This is a genomic window from Herminiimonas sp. Marseille-P9896, assembly GCF_903993245.1.
GTDB lineage: Bacteria > Pseudomonadota > Gammaproteobacteria > Burkholderiales > Burkholderiaceae_D > Oxalicibacterium > Oxalicibacterium contaminans.
In genome coordinates, this window is record NZ_CAJEVT010000003.1 from 157775 (window position 1) to 174575 (window position 16801).

The 16801-nt window shown below is 54.1% G+C and carries 14 protein-coding genes; 10 read left to right on the forward strand and 4 right to left on the reverse strand.

Annotated features, from left to right (window positions below; translation table 11 throughout):
* Nucleotides 1-47: 47 nt before the first annotated feature.
* A complete protein-coding gene (locus H7U06_RS11140) occupies nucleotides 48-1241 on the forward strand; it encodes a PLP-dependent aminotransferase family protein (RefSeq protein WP_175626241.1) in 1194 nt (397 codons plus the stop codon).
* A 61-nt stretch (nucleotides 1242-1302) separates the two neighbouring features.
* Here H7U06_RS11140 and H7U06_RS11145 read toward each other — a convergent pair whose 3' ends face one another.
* Together H7U06_RS11145 and H7U06_RS11150 are read right to left on the reverse strand one after the other, a co-directional pair.
* On the reverse strand, nucleotides 1303-2139 hold the full coding sequence (locus H7U06_RS11145) for an alpha/beta fold hydrolase (RefSeq protein ID WP_217703472.1): 837 nt from the start codon (nucleotides 2137-2139) through the stop codon (nucleotides 1303-1305).
* Between the two features lie 166 nt (nucleotides 2140-2305).
* Nucleotides 2306-3061 (reverse strand): SDR family NAD(P)-dependent oxidoreductase, encoded by a 756-nt coding sequence (locus H7U06_RS11150; RefSeq protein WP_175626243.1) that lies wholly within the window; start codon nucleotides 3059-3061, stop codon nucleotides 2306-2308.
* A gap of 120 nt (nucleotides 3062-3181) precedes the next feature.
* On the opposite strand from H7U06_RS11150, the gene H7U06_RS11155 reads away from it, so the two are divergent.
* Both H7U06_RS11155 and H7U06_RS11160 read left to right on the forward strand, forming a co-directional pair.
* Complete coding sequence (locus H7U06_RS11155) at nucleotides 3182-4108, forward strand: LysR substrate-binding domain-containing protein (protein ID WP_175626244.1); 927 nt, start codon at nucleotides 3182-3184, stop codon at nucleotides 4106-4108.
* A gap of 298 nt (nucleotides 4109-4406) precedes the next feature.
* Nucleotides 4407-5372 (forward strand): tripartite tricarboxylate transporter substrate binding protein, encoded by a 966-nt coding sequence (locus H7U06_RS11160; protein WP_175626245.1) that lies wholly within the window; start codon nucleotides 4407-4409, stop codon nucleotides 5370-5372.
* A gap of 508 nt (nucleotides 5373-5880) precedes the next feature.
* On the opposite strand, the gene H7U06_RS11165 is transcribed toward H7U06_RS11160, so the two are convergent.
* Nucleotides 5881-8124, reverse strand: a complete 2244-nt coding sequence (locus tag H7U06_RS11165; protein ID WP_175626246.1) for an autotransporter domain-containing protein — start codon at nucleotides 8122-8124, stop codon at nucleotides 5881-5883.
* Between the two features lie 369 nt (nucleotides 8125-8493).
* Entirely contained in the window at nucleotides 8494-9837 is a 1344-nt protein-coding gene (locus H7U06_RS11170) for an MFS transporter (RefSeq protein WP_175626247.1), read from the reverse strand.
* Between the two features lie 148 nt (nucleotides 9838-9985).
* Between H7U06_RS11170 and cyoA the strand changes: the two genes are divergently transcribed.
* Genes cyoA through H7U06_RS11205 form a run of 7 tightly spaced genes read left to right on the forward strand, consistent with a single transcriptional unit; the run spans nucleotide 9986 to nucleotide 16780 of the window.
* Nucleotides 9986-11002: a ubiquinol oxidase subunit II gene (gene cyoA / locus H7U06_RS11175; RefSeq protein WP_175626248.1), complete on the forward strand. Its 1017-nt coding sequence runs from the start codon at nucleotides 9986-9988 to the stop codon at nucleotides 11000-11002.
* Entirely contained in the window at nucleotides 11002-13005 is a 2004-nt protein-coding gene (gene cyoB, locus H7U06_RS11180; RefSeq protein ID WP_175626249.1) for a cytochrome o ubiquinol oxidase subunit I, read from the forward strand. The genes cyoA and cyoB overlap by 1 nt, the downstream gene beginning before the upstream one ends.
* Nucleotides 12998-13630 (forward strand): cytochrome o ubiquinol oxidase subunit III, encoded by a 633-nt coding sequence (gene cyoC / locus H7U06_RS11185; RefSeq protein WP_175626250.1) that lies wholly within the window; start codon nucleotides 12998-13000, stop codon nucleotides 13628-13630. The genes cyoB and cyoC overlap by 8 nt, the downstream gene beginning before the upstream one ends.
* Nucleotides 13627-14076 carry a cytochrome o ubiquinol oxidase subunit IV gene (cyoD, locus tag H7U06_RS11190; protein WP_175626251.1) on the forward strand — a complete coding sequence of 150 codons (450 nt, stop codon included), beginning with the start codon at nucleotides 13627-13629 and terminating at the stop codon, nucleotides 14074-14076. The genes cyoC and cyoD overlap by 4 nt, the downstream gene beginning before the upstream one ends.
* Complete coding sequence (locus H7U06_RS11195; protein ID WP_175626252.1) at nucleotides 14076-14936, forward strand: SURF1 family protein; 861 nt, start codon at nucleotides 14076-14078, stop codon at nucleotides 14934-14936. The genes cyoD and H7U06_RS11195 overlap by 1 nt, the downstream gene beginning before the upstream one ends.
* On the forward strand, nucleotides 14905-16251 hold the full coding sequence (locus H7U06_RS11200; protein WP_175626253.1) for an ATP-binding protein: 1347 nt from the start codon (nucleotides 14905-14907) through the stop codon (nucleotides 16249-16251). The genes H7U06_RS11195 and H7U06_RS11200 overlap by 32 nt, the downstream gene beginning before the upstream one ends.
* Nucleotides 16241-16780, forward strand: a complete 540-nt coding sequence (locus tag H7U06_RS11205; protein ID WP_175626254.1) for a response regulator transcription factor — start codon at nucleotides 16241-16243, stop codon at nucleotides 16778-16780. Before H7U06_RS11200 ends, H7U06_RS11205 begins: the two co-directional genes overlap by 11 nt.
* The last annotated feature ends 21 nt before the right edge of the window (nucleotides 16781-16801 follow it).

Sequence of the window (16801 nt, forward strand, 5' to 3'; positions counted from 1 at the left end):
GCCCCGGAGTGCCGGGGCGTGAGCCTTGTATATACCGTGAAGTAATCATGAAAATCGAACACCCAACGCCGATTAACTGGCAATTCGCCAAACGTGCAGAACAACTGCAAAGCTCGGTCATCCGCGAAATCCTGAAAATCACGATGCGCCCGGACATCATCTCCTTTGCCGGCGGACTGCCATCACCGGCAACCTTCCCGGTCGAGCATATGAAAGCGGCGTTCGATAAGGTGTTGTCGCAACAGGGCAAGATCGCGCTGCAATACGGACCGAGCGATGGCTATGCGCCCTTGCGTGAATGGATAGCGGATTCGCTGTCCATCCCGGGTTCGGTAATCACGCCGGATCAGGTCTTGATGGTGTCCGGTTCGCAGCAGGCGCTGGATCTGCTCGGCAAAGTACTGATCGAAGAAAACAGCAAAGTGCTGGTTGAAACCCCGAGTTACCTCGGTGCCTTGCAAGCGTTCTCGGTATATCAACCGCAATTCGTTTCGGTGCCTACCGACGACTACGGCTTGTTGCCGGAAGCAGTAGATGGCATCGCCGACGGTGCGCGTCTGCTGTACGCCTTGCCTAACTTCCACAATCCGACTGGTCGCACCATGTCGGTAGAACGTCGGATGGCATTGGTGGAAACTTGCGCGCGCCATGGCTTGCCGCTGATCGAGGATGATCCGTACGGCGCACTCAGCTATCGCGCTGACCCACTGCCGAAGATGCTGACCATGAATCCGAGCGGCGTGATTTACATGGGTTCGTTCTCCAAGGTGCTGACACCGGGCATACGCCTTGGTTACGTCGTTGGCCCGACCCCATTGATACGCAAACTGGAGCAGGCGAAGCAAGCTGCTGATCTGCACACCTCGCAACTGACACAGATGGTGGTGTATGAAGCGATCAAGGATGGCTTCCTCGCTGAGCACATTCCATCGATCCGTACTTTGTACGCGAACCAGTGTCAGGTGATGCTGGATGCGTTGGCTGAATTTGCACCGGAAGGTGTGAAGTGGAACAAGCCTGAGGGCGGCATGTTCATCTGGGTCACGCTGCCTAAGCATATTGATTGCATGCAGTTGCTGGAAGAGGCGATTGCGCAGAAAGTGGCATTCGTACCGGGTGCGCCTTTCTATGCGAATGAGGCGGAGAAAAATACTTTGCGTTTGAGCTTTGTGACTGTGCCGCCGGAGAAGATACGCGAAGGCGTGGCTACTTTGGCCAAGTTGATCGCTGCGAAGATTTGATTGGTTGCTTAGGATTTAAAAAGCCGCTCTGTGTAGAGCGGCTTTTTTATTGTCTGTTTTTTTATCCCTTAATAAACTTAAGCAGATCGGCATTCAGCACCTCGGCATTGATAGTCAGCATCCCGTGCGAGTAACCTTTGTAGGTTTTCAGCGTACCGTTCTTCAGCAGTTTGACTGCTTTTAATGCGGAGTCGGCTATCGGTACGATTTGATCGTCGTCACCGTGCAGGACCAGCGTCGGTACAGAAATCGCTTTCAAGTCCTCGGTCTGATCGGTTTCCGAAAAGGCTTTGATACCGTCATAGTGTGCCTTGGCGCTACCCATCATGCCCTGGCGCCACCAGTTTTGAATAACGCCTTCGTGCACCTGGGCACCGGGGCGGTTGAATCCGTAGAACGGTCCGGCTGGAACATCGCGGAAGAACTGGGCGCGATTCGCTGCAAGCGCCGAGCGGAAGCCATCAAAAACTTCGATAGGCAGACCTTCAGGATTGGCCGCAGTCTTGAGCATCAAAGGTGGAACTGCCGAGACCAGCACCGCCTTGGCGACACGACCGCTCGCCTGTCCATGCTTCGCGACGTAACGTGCCACTTCGCCGCCGCCAGTTGAATGGCCTATATGAACAACGTTTTTCAGATTCAGATGTTCGACTACGGCAAATGCATCGGCAGCGTAGTGATCCATGTCGTGTCCCTCAGAAATCTGCGAGGAGCGGCCGTGACCACGGCGATCATGTGCCACGACGCGATAGCCTTTCGACAGGAAGAACAACATTTGTCCATCCCAGTCGTCGGAAGACAATGGCCAGCCGTGGTGAAACATGATGGGTTGTGCATCTTTCGGACCCCAATCCTTATAGAAAATTTCTGCGCCGTCTTTGGTGGTGAGGGTTGCCATGGTCATTTCTCCTTGATGTGCTGCGATTTGGGAAGCGGCATTTGCCGCGAAAGTGAACGAAGTTGGTAGCGCCATGCTGGCCGCTACGGCCGCCCCCGAAATTAAAAGGTTGCGACGTGCTGGTGAAAAAGAATCGTTGTTCATGTCTGAGCTCATCTGCCGTTGCTTAGACCTGTGCCAGGCCGCCATCGACAAACAACTCTGTGCCGGCAATGAACTTTGCATCTGGCGATGCAAGGAAGGTCACCGCATTCGCGATCTCGTCTACTTCGCCAACACGGCCGATCGGAACCTGGCTTGCCATGTAATCGAGCAGGTTCTGCTGTTGGACTGCATCGTTACCGGCCAGTTCAACCAGGCCTGGTGTGCGGATCGGTCCGGGGCTGACAACATTGACGCGTATGCCGCGATCTTTGAGATCGAGGGTCCAGCTGCGCGCCAGATTGCGCACGGCTGCTTTGGTTGCACTGTAAATACTGAATGCAGCAGTACCGGTAGAGCCGGTGACTGAGCCGGTCAGGATGATGGATGCGCCATCGCGCAGCAATGGAAGTGCTTTTTGCACTGTGAAGACCACGCCTTTTACATTGATGCCGAAAGTGTCGTCGTAGTGTTCTTCGGTAATGGATCCCAAGGGCAACATCGAACCACCACCTGCATTCGCAAACAGCACGTCGATTTGCGCATTGGTTTGTTGCACGGCATCGTACAGACGATCGATATCAGCAAGCTTCGACATATCGCCACGTACGCCGGTTGCGCGTGGGCCGATCTCTTTGACCGCCTTGTCGAGTTCTTCCTGGCGACGTCCGGTGACAAAAACGGTGGCGCCTTGTGCGGCGAATCGTTTGGCCGTTGCCAGGCCTATGCCGCTGGTACCACCTGTAACGACGACTACTTTGTTTTCAAATTGGCGTTCCATATCGTTTTCTCCAAAAGTGCAATGAACAATTCGTTGCGGTGAAAACATGATGCACGTGGAACAAAGATTCGAGTAGACTGGCAAAATGGATAACTTAGTTCCATTATTGGAACAATAAGCATGCAAGATATTAACGATTACGCCTTATTTGCCGAGGTGATACGGCATGGTGGCTTCTCTGCAGCCGGACGTGCGCTAGGCATGCCCAAGTCAACTTTAAGTCGGCGCATCTCCGCACTTGAAACACGATTAGGTGTGCGCTTGATAGAGCGCTCCACGCGCCGTTTTCGCGTGACAGAAATCGGCCAGGCCTTCTACGAAAGATGTCGCACCATCGTGCTTGACGTGCAACAGGCCGATGCGGTGGTGTCGGATGCTTTGGGTGAGCCGCATGGGATAGTCCGTTGTAGCTGTCCACTTGGACTAATGGAAATCCTCTCACCGGTATTGGCCGCATTTCTCACGAAATACCCGAAGGCCCAGTTGCAAATGGTGGCGGTCGATCGCGCCGTTGATCTGATAGATGAACGCATCGACGTGGCCATACGCGTGCGCGCAGAACTGACGACTGATGCTGCATTGATTATGCGGACACTCGGTCACTCGAGCCGCATTCTTGTGGCGACACCGAGCCTTGCCAGGAAATGCCGCAAGGGCGATCTCGATATGCTGGCGGAGTTGCCGACCCTCGCGAGTACCGAACAGACCGGGCCAGTCACTTGGGATTTTATTGATTCAGAAGGAAAGGCGGGGAGTGTCACGCATGTGCCGAGGATGACATGCGCAGATTTTGGTGCCTTGCGTTGTGCTGCTTTGGCTGGTTTGGGAATTGCGTTACTTCCCGAGCATATATGCAGCAACGAACTCAACAATGGGACATTGGTACGTGTTTTTCCACAATGGCGTACAGAGCAGGGCATCGTTCATATCGTATTCACTACAAGACGCGGGCTACCGCCTGTCGTGCGCGCGTACATTGAACACCTGGCAAATGCATTCCCCAGCTTGTTGATAAGTGATGAGGAACGAGGGGGAGTTGCGACTTAATAAAGGATGCCTGTTTCGGGAGGCGATAGCGGAGATTTGGTGGGAAGTTAAGCGACCGAATTAAGTGCAGACTTTGCGATACGGCTGGATGGCGGCTCTCGTGCTAATGCTCACTTTTCGCTGCATCCTAGTTTTCATCCTATTCAAAAGTATGTCATTTAGGCAATAAGATAATTGTCTTGACAAAAAAATCCATAGATATAATCTTTCGCAAGCATGTGCGATTGTATACATGGACTCATGTTCTTGTATGCAAATGACTTCTTAATATAAAAAATACAATTTTGGAGACAAGATCATGAAACTCAAAATCCCCCTCTTGCTGCTTGCCGGACTGTGCCTATCCGTCAGCGCGTTTGCGCAGTCCTGGCCGACCAGACCGGTGACCTTGATCGTACCGTTCCCTCCGGGTGGCGGAACCGATGCCTTTGCACGTCCGCTGGCGGCGCAACTGACCAAACAGCTGGGCAAGACGGTCATCATCGACAACCGTGGTGGTGCCGGTGGCACGCTTGGTGCGGGCGTTGCAGCGAAGTCTCCGCCTGATGGATACACGTTCTTCATAGGCGCAGCGCATCATGCAATTGCACCGGCGCTGTATCCTAAGCTCGCTTACGATTTGCAAAAGGATTTCATCCCGATTACCGTCATTGCCACGCCACCACAGGTAATCGTAGTCAACACGCAGCGCGTTCCGGTGCAGGATCTGAAAGGCTTACTGGATTACGTAAGAAAGAATCCAGGCAAGCTGAACTTCGGCTCGGCTGGTAACGGTACCTCGCATCATTTGGCGGGTGAGCTGTTCAAGATCCAGACCAAGACCTTTATTACCCATATTCCATACCGCGGTGCAGGCCCGGCGTTGCAGGACTTGATCGGCGGCCAGCTCGATATGATGTTCGACGGCCTCGGTTCTTCGGCCAGCCATATTAAGAGCGGCCGCATTAAGGCACTTGCCGTCGCATCGCCCAAGCGCGCACCAGGCTTTCCTGACGTTCCGACGGCTGCAGAAGCCGGTGTGCCAGGCTATGAAGTATCTACCTGGTACGGTCTGTGGGCGATCAAGGGCACGCCACCCGAGGTGGTCGAGCGCATGACGGAAGAAGTCAAGAAAGCGCTGGCATCTCCGGAAATCCAGCACAACTGGACGAGTGCAGGCTCGGATATTCCGCACATGTCACAGGCAGAATTTACTGCGATGATCGCGTCCGAAATAGCGCGCTGGGGTCAGGTGGTCAAGAGCTCCGGCGTCAAGCTGGAATAGATGGTAAAACAGCCGCCGCTTGGCGGCTGTTTTCTTATATGGAGAAGCATGTCTGGGGTCGTAAGCAAATGTTTGCTTACGTGATGATTTGCATCGAAAACTGATCCACGTTTAGAACACAATCCTACTTACCAAAGTGAGTAGGAGGTTGGAGTGATCGACGTTCCCCGACTTCTCTCGATAAATATGCGTTCAAACTTTCAGCCTGGTTAAAGACCGATGCAACGAAGTCACGCAAGCAAAGACGGACTTTGAAACAGATGTACATCGACTTGTGTGCATTGGGATTTGAAGGGTCGTATGACCGGTTCGCAGCCTTCGCCAGACAGTGGAAGGTGGATCAATTAGAGAGGGGCAATTCTGCGAGCAAATCAACAGACGGTATACACACCATTGCTTGCGGATACTCCAGCGAGATCGCTATGTCAGCTATCGGCCAATAGCGGACACGCAGAGATGTAAAAAAAGCGACCAAATGGTCGCTTTTTTTTGGGGCACTTCTAAGGCGTCAGAACGCCCACTTCGCCCGAACCGATGCGGTGTGATTCAGGTATTCCGAACGACCTTCTGCATCGTAGCGGAAACTAACTTCCGTACCATTGGCAGCCAGCATGCTGTAGCCGATGCCACCACGCACCAGCCACGGGGAGTGGTCAATGCCGGTCGTCACAAATGCTTGTCCAGGCGCACCAGCATAGGTAGAAATGATATTGCCCCGCTCATTGATGGCGTCGTAGCCGATACCAAGATTGGCATCTAGGCGAGATGTGTTCGAGAAGCGATGCTGCAGATACCCATCCGCACCAATCACAAACGCTTCTGCTTTGTTCGAACCCACGGCCAGGTTTAATGCATCCGCACCATTCTCGGTGTAGCTCTGAGATTTGAGCCATGTGTAATCGGCACGCAGTGTCGGCGTCAGCGTCGTCTTTTCATTTAACGCGAACGCTTGCGAAATAGCTGCACCAACATGCGCGCTATAAGTACGGTAATCGGCACGTGCTGTGCGGTTTAATCCACCAAAGTCGATGTGGCGTGTGGATTCGTTGTTACTGACGCCAAGGTCACCTTGAAACGAGAAAGTGCGATTGTCACCAATATCTTTACTCCCATACAACGCAACAATGTGCGAACCGATATTGGCACGTTGTGCGGACCCATTCAGTTCGGTATTGCCGTTGACCGAGGTCTTGGCGTAAGCGTAGGCCACACCAAAGCGAGCACCCTGCGCGACTTGTGCATCGGCACCCAATGCCAGCCCCCAGGTATCTGCTTTGAAGCCAGCAGCGCCACTGCGGTCATCCTGCTCAGCACGGGAGCCAAATACCTTGCCCCATGCATTTTTATTGGACAGTGCATCGCCTGATGACAAACCGGTTGTGTTGCCATTACCCTGCATCTGGTTCTGCACCACTTTCTGGAAGCTGCTCAAGGTGCCTTGTACAGCCTGATTGCCGGAGATAAGCGGCAGTGTCTGGGCCACGGCGCGGGCCACACTGCGCTCGTCCGGTTGCCGGCCAAGTGCAGTGACGACGTTGGCCATATCGCCGGTTGGAGTTCCCTGAACCTGGGTGTCAAGGACGCTGGCTGCACCTAAGGCTGAGTACAGACCATGCTTGAGTGCCGAACCGTAGACGGTGGTGCCGGATGTGCCGCTACCACTGGCAATGACATTCAGGTCAACGCTGTTGCTGTTGACGGTGGCGTTGAAGTCGAACAATGCGGAGTTGTCAGTTACGATGAAGCTCGTTGCGTTCAGCGTACCGGCCGTGACTACACCCGTCAAAGTGAGGTTGTTGGCCAGCGTAGGGCTGCCAATGACATTGACGGCGAGGTTGCTGTTGTTGAAGTTGGCCACGCCACTGACTTGCAGCCTGCCGTAGTTCGTGCTGTCGGCGACGCCAATGGTCAAGGTCTGGCTGCCACCCTGGGTGTAACTGCCTAGTGCCAGTGTGCCAGCGTTTACGGTCGTGTCACCACCCCAAGAGTTGTTGCCGGCGATGGTGAGGGTACCTGCGCCCAATTTGGTGAAGCCACCGGTGCCGATTAGGATGCCGGGCCTTTGCACACCAACGTTATAGCCATTGGTATCGAAGAAGGCACCGCCACCGTTAATAACAATTTCCCCGGAACTGAAATTGGGGAAGAATTCGGGCTCACTAGAAGTGGCCTGCAGAATACCGCCATCCCAATGAAGCTCCCCCGTACCGATACCCTTAAAAATGTAAGGTGTTGATAACACGCCACGAGAGCCGCTGGTGCCGCTGATTGTCAACTGAGCGTAGGCGGTGGGATTCGCTGCAAGGATCGTCGCACCACGAGCGATGATCCTTGCACCATTCTCAACCATGACAAAAGCGTTCCCGTCCCAGCCTACATAGAGATCGCCGCTCGTTGTCCATGTTGCGCCTGTGCCACTAACGAATACTTCGCCTTGGCTAGTATTGATCAAGCCGATAAAGGCATTGGTATTGGTAACTGCGCCGCCGCTCGTAACATTCAGTCGAGCGGTAGTATTTAGGCCAACATAAAGATCCCCGGCAGCATCAAGACTCGTACCTGACGGCACGGTCTGGGTAACTCCGTCAATTGTTGCATCTGCTACTGCAGTGCCTGCTGACAGTCCAAGCAAGGTAGCGAGCGCCAGTTTGTTGACTGAATTACCTGTTTTGCCTCCATTGCGTGTTTTTTCTGAAGTAACCTGAGATGTGCCTGAACATAGATTAAGGACAGATTTAAAGCAGTGGTTCATGAGTATTTTCCAGGTTAGATGGATAGCCTAGGGCGGCAGATGACAAATGAATTACGGGCCAATTGGATCGACAAGAAAAATATGTCGTCGGCCGCCTGTGTTACTGATGTTTTATTTAGGCAACATTAGACAGCAAAACTAGAAGGTTGAACATCCCCGAAATCAGTGATGTTCAGGGAGTATGTGGCATTGATGAAGAGAGGCACTTCAAGACGAATGTCTGCATTGGGTCGAAAGCGGACATTCTTTCTTAGCGCGCTTGCGATTGAGTGGCAGTGTAGGCGTTCTTGCTGTGCGTATAAATAAAAAGGGCAGACATTTATATGTCTGCCCTTTTTGCTTCCGGCGCACGAAGCGCCAGGCTTAAAGCTAGTTCCGAATTTCCAGTGCTCTATTCAGACTCAGTGCCGCCAGCGAACCAACTGCACCAGACAGCAGGTAGAGGCTGACGTAACCCAGGCCGAAGTGTGCCGACAGACCCAGTGCGACCAGCGGTGCAAATGCAGCACCGACCAGCCATGCCAGATCCGAGGTGAGGGCAGCGCCGGTGTAGCGGTACTTCGCGTGGAAGTTCGCCGATACTGCACCAGCAGCCTGACCATACGACAAACCGAGCAGCGCGAAGCCGATCAGGATAAAGAGGTCTTCACCGCGGGTGCCGCCATTGAGCAGCATAGGGACGAAGCCGCTGAAGATCGCGATCAGGCAGGCCAGCGTACCGAGTGTGGTACGACGTCCGAATCTGTCCGCTACCAGACCGGAGATGACGATACCGACTGCTGCCAGCGCTGCGCCCATCATTTGTACGTGCAGGAAGGCACTGATGGAGCGATCCGAGTACAGGCTGATCCACGATAATGGGAATACCGTCACCAGATGGAACAGTGCATAGCTGGCCAAAGCAGCCAGTGCACCGATGATCAGGTTGCGGCCTTGTTTTTGCACGATTTCAGTCGCGCTGACCGGTTCCAGTTCTTGTTCATCCAGCAGGTGCGAGTATTCAGGTGTCGACACCAGGCGCAGGCGGGCGAACAGCGCAACCACGTTGATCGCAAACGCTACATAGAACGGATAGCGCCAGCCCCATTCGAGGAAGTCGGCGCGCGACAATTCGGACAGGAGATAGGAGAACAGTCCGGCAGCAATCGCGAAACCAACCGGCGCACCGAGTTGACCCAGCATCGCATACCAGCCGCGGCGGTTTTGCGGCGCATTGAGTGCCAGCAGCGAAGGCAAGCCGTCCCACGAGCCGCCCAGCGCTATGCCTTGGCCTATACGCAACAGCGACAGGGCCAGGATGGCGCTGGCACCCAGTTGGGCGTAATTCGGCAGGAAGGCAATACCAGCCGTGGAGAAGCCGAGCAGGAAGAGTGCAAGCGTGAGCTTGGCTTCCCGGCTAAACCGGCGTTGAATTGCCATAAAGATAACGGTCCCTAGCGGTCGGGCCAGGAAAGCGAAGGCAAACACGGTAAATGAATACAGTGTGGCTTCTAGAGGTTGTGCAAATGGAAAGAAAACAGCTGGGAATACCAACACCGAAGCGATGGCGTATACAAAGAAGTCGAAATACTCTGATGCGCGACCAATAACAACGCCAATGGCAATTTCCCCCGGGGCAATGTGACCACCACGAGTGTTGATCAGTCTAGGACCATTACCAGGCGAGGCAAGTTTGGAGTCATCTGGAAGTACGGTGTCATACGTGTTAGCCATAATTATGTCTCCAATCATGTTGAACACCGCGCTGACGCCGTCCCACACCACAAGTCCCTTACCCGTAGGGTGGGACAAAACGTCCAATCGGCAACGCGCGCTGTTTGTATTACATTATCACGATCTCCCAACCTCCGTAATGCATTGAATGACTTCTTTGATAACTCGTCGCGGATTAATGCTGTTACCACTCACATTGCTGGCCGGATGTGACTGGGTAGTATTGAATCCATCAGGTGACATTGCCGCTCAGCAGGGACAACTAATCGTTGTTTCCACGCTACTTATGTTGTTGATTATTGTTCCTGTCATCGCCCTGACGATTTTATTCGCATGGCGCTACCGCAAGAGCAACACCGAAGCTAAATACGACCCAGACTGGGATCATTCTACACAACTCGAATTGGTGATCTGGGGCGCTCCGCTGCTGATCATTATCGCATTGGGCCTGATCACCTGGATCAGTACTCACAAGCTGGACCCATATCGTCCGCTCGACCGCCTGGATGCCAACCGTCCGATTTCGGCTGCTGCTGAACCGCTGACGATTGAAGTTGTGGCGCTTGACTGGAAGTGGTTGTTCATCTATCCGGAACAAGGTATTGCAACTATTAATGAGTTGGCGACACCTGTTGACGTGCCTATCCGCTTCAAGATCACGGCATCGACAGTCATGAACTCGTTCTATATTCCTGCACTGGCTGGTCAGATCTACGCAATGCCAGGCATGGAAACCCAGCTGAACGCGGTTATTAATAAGCCAGGTACGTTTGACGGCTTCTCGGCGAACTTCAGTGGCCCGGGCTTCTCGCACATGCGCTTCAAGTATCACGGCATGGACGTAGCTGACTTTGATCAATGGGTGAAAGATGCGAAGAAAAACGGCCAGACCCTGGATCGTGCGGTTTACACCGAACTCGAACAGCCTAGCGAACGTGAGCCGGTACGTCACTTCGGTAAAGTTGCGCCAGACCTGTATCACGCTGTCCTGAATCGTTGCGTCGCTGAAGGCACTGTTTGCATGAATAAAATCATGCACGAAGACATGACCCGTATGAAGGTTCAGGCTGCAGCGAAGAATTTCCTCAGAGACGACAAAACAGCCCTTGCTGAAATCGATGCAGCGGTATGTACTCCGTCCACCAATTTATTGAAGAGTAACTAATGCAAGACCATACTGATCTGACGAAGCTTATCTTCGGCCGTCTGAATTGGGACGCAATTCCGTTCCATGAGCCTATCCTGCTGGTAACCTTTGCAATGGTTGTCCTCGGCGGCGCAGCTGTCCTGGGCGGCATTACATATTTCCGCCTGTGGGGTACTTTGTGGCGTGACTGGATCACCAGTATCGATCACAAGAAAATCGGCATCATGTACATGATCCTCGGTTTGATCATGCTGATGCGCGGCTTTGCCGATGCATTGATGATGCGCGCCCAGCAAGCGATTGCTTTCGGCGACAACCCAGGCTTCCTGCCACCACATCACTACGACCAGATCTTCACCGCGCACGGCGTGATCATGATTTTCTTCGTGGCGATGCCATTGGTTACCGGTCTGATGAACTACGTAGTGCCACTGCAAATCGGTGCACGCGACGTTGCTTTCCCATTCCTGAATAACTTCAGCTTCTGGATGACCACCTTCGGTGCTGTCCTGGTGATGGCTTCCCTGTTCGTTGGTGAATTCGCAAAAACCGGCTGGCTGGCTTATCCACCGCTGTCGGGTATTCTGGCGAGTCCGGACGTCGGGGTTGATTACTACATCTGGTCATTACAGATTGCCGGTGTCGGCACGCTGCTGTCAGGTGTCAACCTGATCGTCACCATCGTCAAGATGCGTGCACCAGGCATGGACATGATGAAGATGCCAGTGTTCAGCTGGACCGCTCTGTGTACCAACGTTCTGATCGTTGCTGCGTTCCCGGTACTGACCGCAGTACTGGCGATGTTGTCGCTGGATCGTATCTTCGGCACCAACTTCTTCACCAATGATCTGGGCGGCAACGCGATGATGTATGTCAACCTGATCTGGATCTGGGGACATCCTGAAGTCTACATTCTGATCCTGCCGTTGTTCGGCGTGTTCTCGGAAGTGGTATCGACCTTCTCGGCCAAGCGTCTGTTCGGTTACACCTCGATGGTGTACGCGACCGTGGTTATTACCATCCTGTCTTACCTGGTGTGGCTGCATCACTTCTTCACCATGGGTTCAGGGGCCAGCGTCAACTCGTTCTTCGGTATCACCACGATGATTATCTCGATCCCTACCGGCGCGAAGATTTTCAACTGGTTGTTCACGATGTATCGCGGCCGTATCCGTTTCGAACTGCCTATGATGTGGACCATCGGCTTTATGATCACTTTCGTGATCGGCGGTATGACCGGCGTCTTGCTGGCAGTACCACCAGCTGACTTTGTATTGCATAACAGCCTGTTCCTGATCGCTCACTTCCATAACGTGATTATCGGTGGTGTGTTGTTCGGCCTGTTTGCAGGTATCAACTACTGGTTCCCGAAAGCATTCGGCTTCAAGCTGGACGTGTTCTGGGGTAAATGCTCGTTCTGGTTCTGGATCGTCGGTTTCTGGATGGCCTTCATGCCGTTGTACGTACTCGGCCTGATGGGTGTTACCCGTCGTATGAGCCAGTTCCAGGATCCATCGCTGCAAATCTGGTTCCAGGTTGCTGCGTTCGGTGCGGTCCTGATCGCGCTGGGTATCGGTTCGATGCTGATCCAGTTCTACGTCAGCTTCCGTCGTCGCGATGAATTGCGTGACGTGACTGGTGATCCATGGGATGGCCGTACTCTGGAATGGTCGACTTCGTCGCCACCACCAGACTACAACTTCGCGTTCACACCTAAGGTCTACGATAACGATACCTGGGCTGACATGAAGAAGAATGGTTACAAGCGTCCGCTGGAAGGTTTCACCGCTATCCATATGCCGAAAAACACTGGCGCAGGCTTCATCATTTCGGCGATCAGCGCAGCGATTGGTTTCTGCCTGATCTGGCAAATGTGGCTGGTGGCAAGCGTGACCTTTGTGGTCCTGCTGGCAGCGATCATCATCCATACCTTTAATTACAAACGCGATTATTACATTCCGGCGGAAGAAGTAGCCCGTACCGAAAATCTTCGCACTCGCTTGTTGGAAAGCCATGTCTGAAATTACCGCAAACTCAAGCGCTCTGAGCGCTGACCCAAGCGCGCGTTACTACGTGCAAGAGCATCATCCGGAAAACGGCACCTTGCTGGGTTTCTGGTTGTACCTGATGAGCGACTGCCTGATTTTCGCGTGTCTGTTCGCAACCTACGCAGTATTGGGTCGCAACTACGCAGGCGGTCCTACCGGTGCTGACCTGTTTGACCTGCCACTGGTAGCGATGAATACGGCTTTCCTGCTGTTGTCGTCGATCACCTACGGCTTCGCCATGCTGGAAGCACAACGCAAACGCCTGAACGCCACCATGATCTGGCTGGCAGTCACCGGTTTGCTCGGCGCAGCCTTCCTGGCACTCGAACTGTATGAGTTCAGCCACCTGTTGCACGAAGGTGCAGGTCCGCAACGCAGCGGCTTCCTGACTGCCTTCTTTGCCCTGGTTGCTACCCACGGTCTGCACGTGACCTTCGGTATCGTCTGGCTGGTTACCCTGATGTTCCAATTGAAACGTCACGGTCTGATTCCTGAAAACGGTCGTCGCCTGATGTGCCTGTCGATGTTCTGGCACTTCCTGGACGTGATCTGGATCGGTGTATTTACCTTTGTTTATCTGATGGGAGTGTTGCCATGAGCGATCATCACGCACACGGCGCGCATGGCGCCGACCACGGCCATGGTCATGGTCACGACGACGGTCACGCACACGGCAGCCTGAAAAGCTACGCCATCGGTTTCATCCTGTCGGTCATCCTGACAGCGATTCCGTTCTGGCTGGTCATGGCCAAGGTGTTTGACAGCTCCAGCACTACCGCATTTGTTATCCTCGGCTTTGCTGCGGTACAAGTTGTCGTGCATATGATTTACTTCCTGCACATGAACACCAAGTCGGAAGGTGGCTGGTCGATGCTGGGTCTGATCTTCACCGTGATGGTGGTTGTGATCATGCTGGCTGGTTCGATCTGGGTCATGTACCACATGAACCACAACATGATGCCGCACCTGATGGATCCTACCAATGAGCTGCACACTTCATCGAATGCGATGACGGGCGCAGCCCAGCAGATGAATCATCGCTAATGACTGATCAGTCTGCACAGACGAGCGGCCCGGTTTCGAAGGAAGCCGGGCCGCTTTCACGTTCGACCACCACCTTGACGGTGCTGGCCGTGATAGCGCTCGTTTTGTTCACCGGCCTGGTCGCCCTTGGCACCTGGCAGGTATATCGGCTGCAGTGGAAGCTGGCGCTGATCGAACGTGTCGAACAACGCGTGCATGCTGCTGCTACCCCGGCACCGGGACCTCAAGCATGGCCGCAAGTCAGCGCAGCCAATGATGAGTACCGGCATGTCAGCGTCAGCGGCAATTTCCTGTATGAGCAGTCGGTCAAGGTACAGGCAGTCACCGAACTGGGTGCAGGTTTCTGGGTGTTAACACCGTTGCGTAGCGCAGACGGCAATATCTTCCTGATCAATCGTGGTTACATACCGGAACGTAGTACGCCTGCAGCAGGCGATCCGCAGCAAGTGGTCAGCGTCAGCGGACTGTTGCGCATCAGTGAGCCGGGCGGCGGTTTCCTGCGTCACAACGATCCGGCCGGCAATCGCTGGTATTCGCGTGACGTGCAGGCGATCGCTGCACAGCACCAGCTGGCACCGGTCGCACCGTATTTCATCGATGCGGAAGCGGGCAAGCCAGGTACAGCCAATCCGGCGGCAGACCCTGCTATCGCAGAGCCGGTCGGTGGGCTGACCATCATCTCATTTCACAATAACCATCTCGTCTATGCACTTACTTGGTATGCTCTTGCCTTGATGGTGGCGGGCGCGGCTTTTTGGTTCAGGCGCGAAGAGCGCAAGGCGCGCGCTACCGGCACCCGTGCTGACCGTATAGACCGAGAAACCGAAGATGTTGGGAAAAACCGAAGCTCCAGCGAATAAGGACGCCGTCAAAGAGCGGGACCGCTGGACAGCCGCGGATAACTCCGTAGGCCACAAGAATATGCAGCAGTTGATCCAGCTGCGCTGGATCGCCGTCGTTGGACAAATTACAACGATAGCTGTGGTCACGCTGGGCCTGGGCATCGAGTTGCCGGTACGGCACATGCTGGAAGTGCTGGTCTGCCTGGTTGCTTTCAATATTGCCAGCCACCTGCGCTGGCACGAACGTCCCCGGGTTTCCAATAGCGAGTTATTCCTCGCCTTGCTGGTCGACGTCGCTATCCTCACAGCCCAGCTCTATCTCAGCGGCGGCACCACCAATCCTTTCATCTTCCTCTACCTGCTGCAGGTCATCCTCAGCGCGGTGTTGCTGGAAGCGTGGTCGACCTGGATTATCGTGGCGATCACCAGCGCCTGCCTGGTCGCCTTGTCGATACTCTCCAGCCCGCTGACTCTGCCTTACGATCACGAATACCTGGTCTTCAGCATGTATGTGCAAGGCGTGCTGATCTGTTTTTCGCTGAACGCTATCCTGCTGGCTTTCTTCATCACGCGTATCAATCGCAACCTGCGTACCGGTGCGAGCCAATTGGCTGATTTGCGCAAGCGCGCGACGGAAGAAGAAAACATTGTGCGCATGGGTTTGCTCGCTTCCGGTGCGGCACATGAACTGGGCACGCCATTGGCGACGCTGTCAGTGATTCTGGGTGACTGGCGTCACATGCCAGAGTTCACCAACAATCCGGAACTGCGGGCTGAAATCGTCGAGATGGAAACGCAACTCAAGCGTTGCAAGGCCATCGTCAGCAGCATCCTGTTGTCGGCCGGTGAAGCGCGCGGTGAATCGTCGGTGAAAACCACGCTCAACACTTTCCTGAATGATTTGGCGGCAGAATGGCGCAGTAGCCGTGCGATTACCTACTTTGAATATAAGAACCGCATAGAACAGGACGTACCTGTTGTATTCGATTCGGTATTGAAACAAATGATCTGCAATGTATTGGATAATGCGGTCGAAGCGTCGCCGCATTGGGTGCGGCTGGAAGTATCAAGCAAGGAAGATGTGCTGACTTTGCTGATTACCGATGCAGGCCCTGGTTTTCCACCCGATATGTTGTCGCAGATAGGCAAGCCTTATCAATCGACCAAAGGACGTCCGGGTAGCGGCCTGGGCTTGTTCCTGGTGGTGAATGTTGCACGCAAACTGGGTGGTACTGTTGCCGCCCGTAACCGTAAAGAGGGTGGGGCGGCTGTGGAGCTGACCTTGCCGCTCTCTGCTATCAGTCTCGACGAGGATGATGAAGATGTCGGCTGATAACCGTCTATTGCTGATTATTGAAGATGACGCGGCGTTTGCCCGCACGCTGGGTCGTTCCTTTGAACGACGCGGTTACACCGTGCTGCTCGCCGCCAACCTGGAAGCAGCGAGTGCGCTTTTGCGCGAGCACAATCCCGGTTATGCGGTAGTCGATCTCAAGCTGGAAGGAAACACCTCCGGCCTCGCTTGCGTACAGATGTTGCACAAGCATGATCCGGCGATGCTGATCGTGGTCCTGACCGGTTTCGCCAGCCTCAACACCGCAGTGGAAGCAATTAAACTCGGCGCCTGCCAGTACCTCGCTAAACCATCAAATACCGATGACATCGAAGCAGCCTTCGGCCATGTCGCGGGTGCGGTCGAGATTGAAGTAAGTACGCGTTCGACATCGATCAAGACGCTGGAGTGGGAGCGCATACATGAAGTGCTGGTGGAAACCGATTTCAATATCTCGGAAGCGGCACGACGTCTTGGTATGCATAGACGGACGCTGGCGCGCAAGCTGGAAAAGCAGCGTATCAAATAGTGGTTCTATATCGCTCCTTGC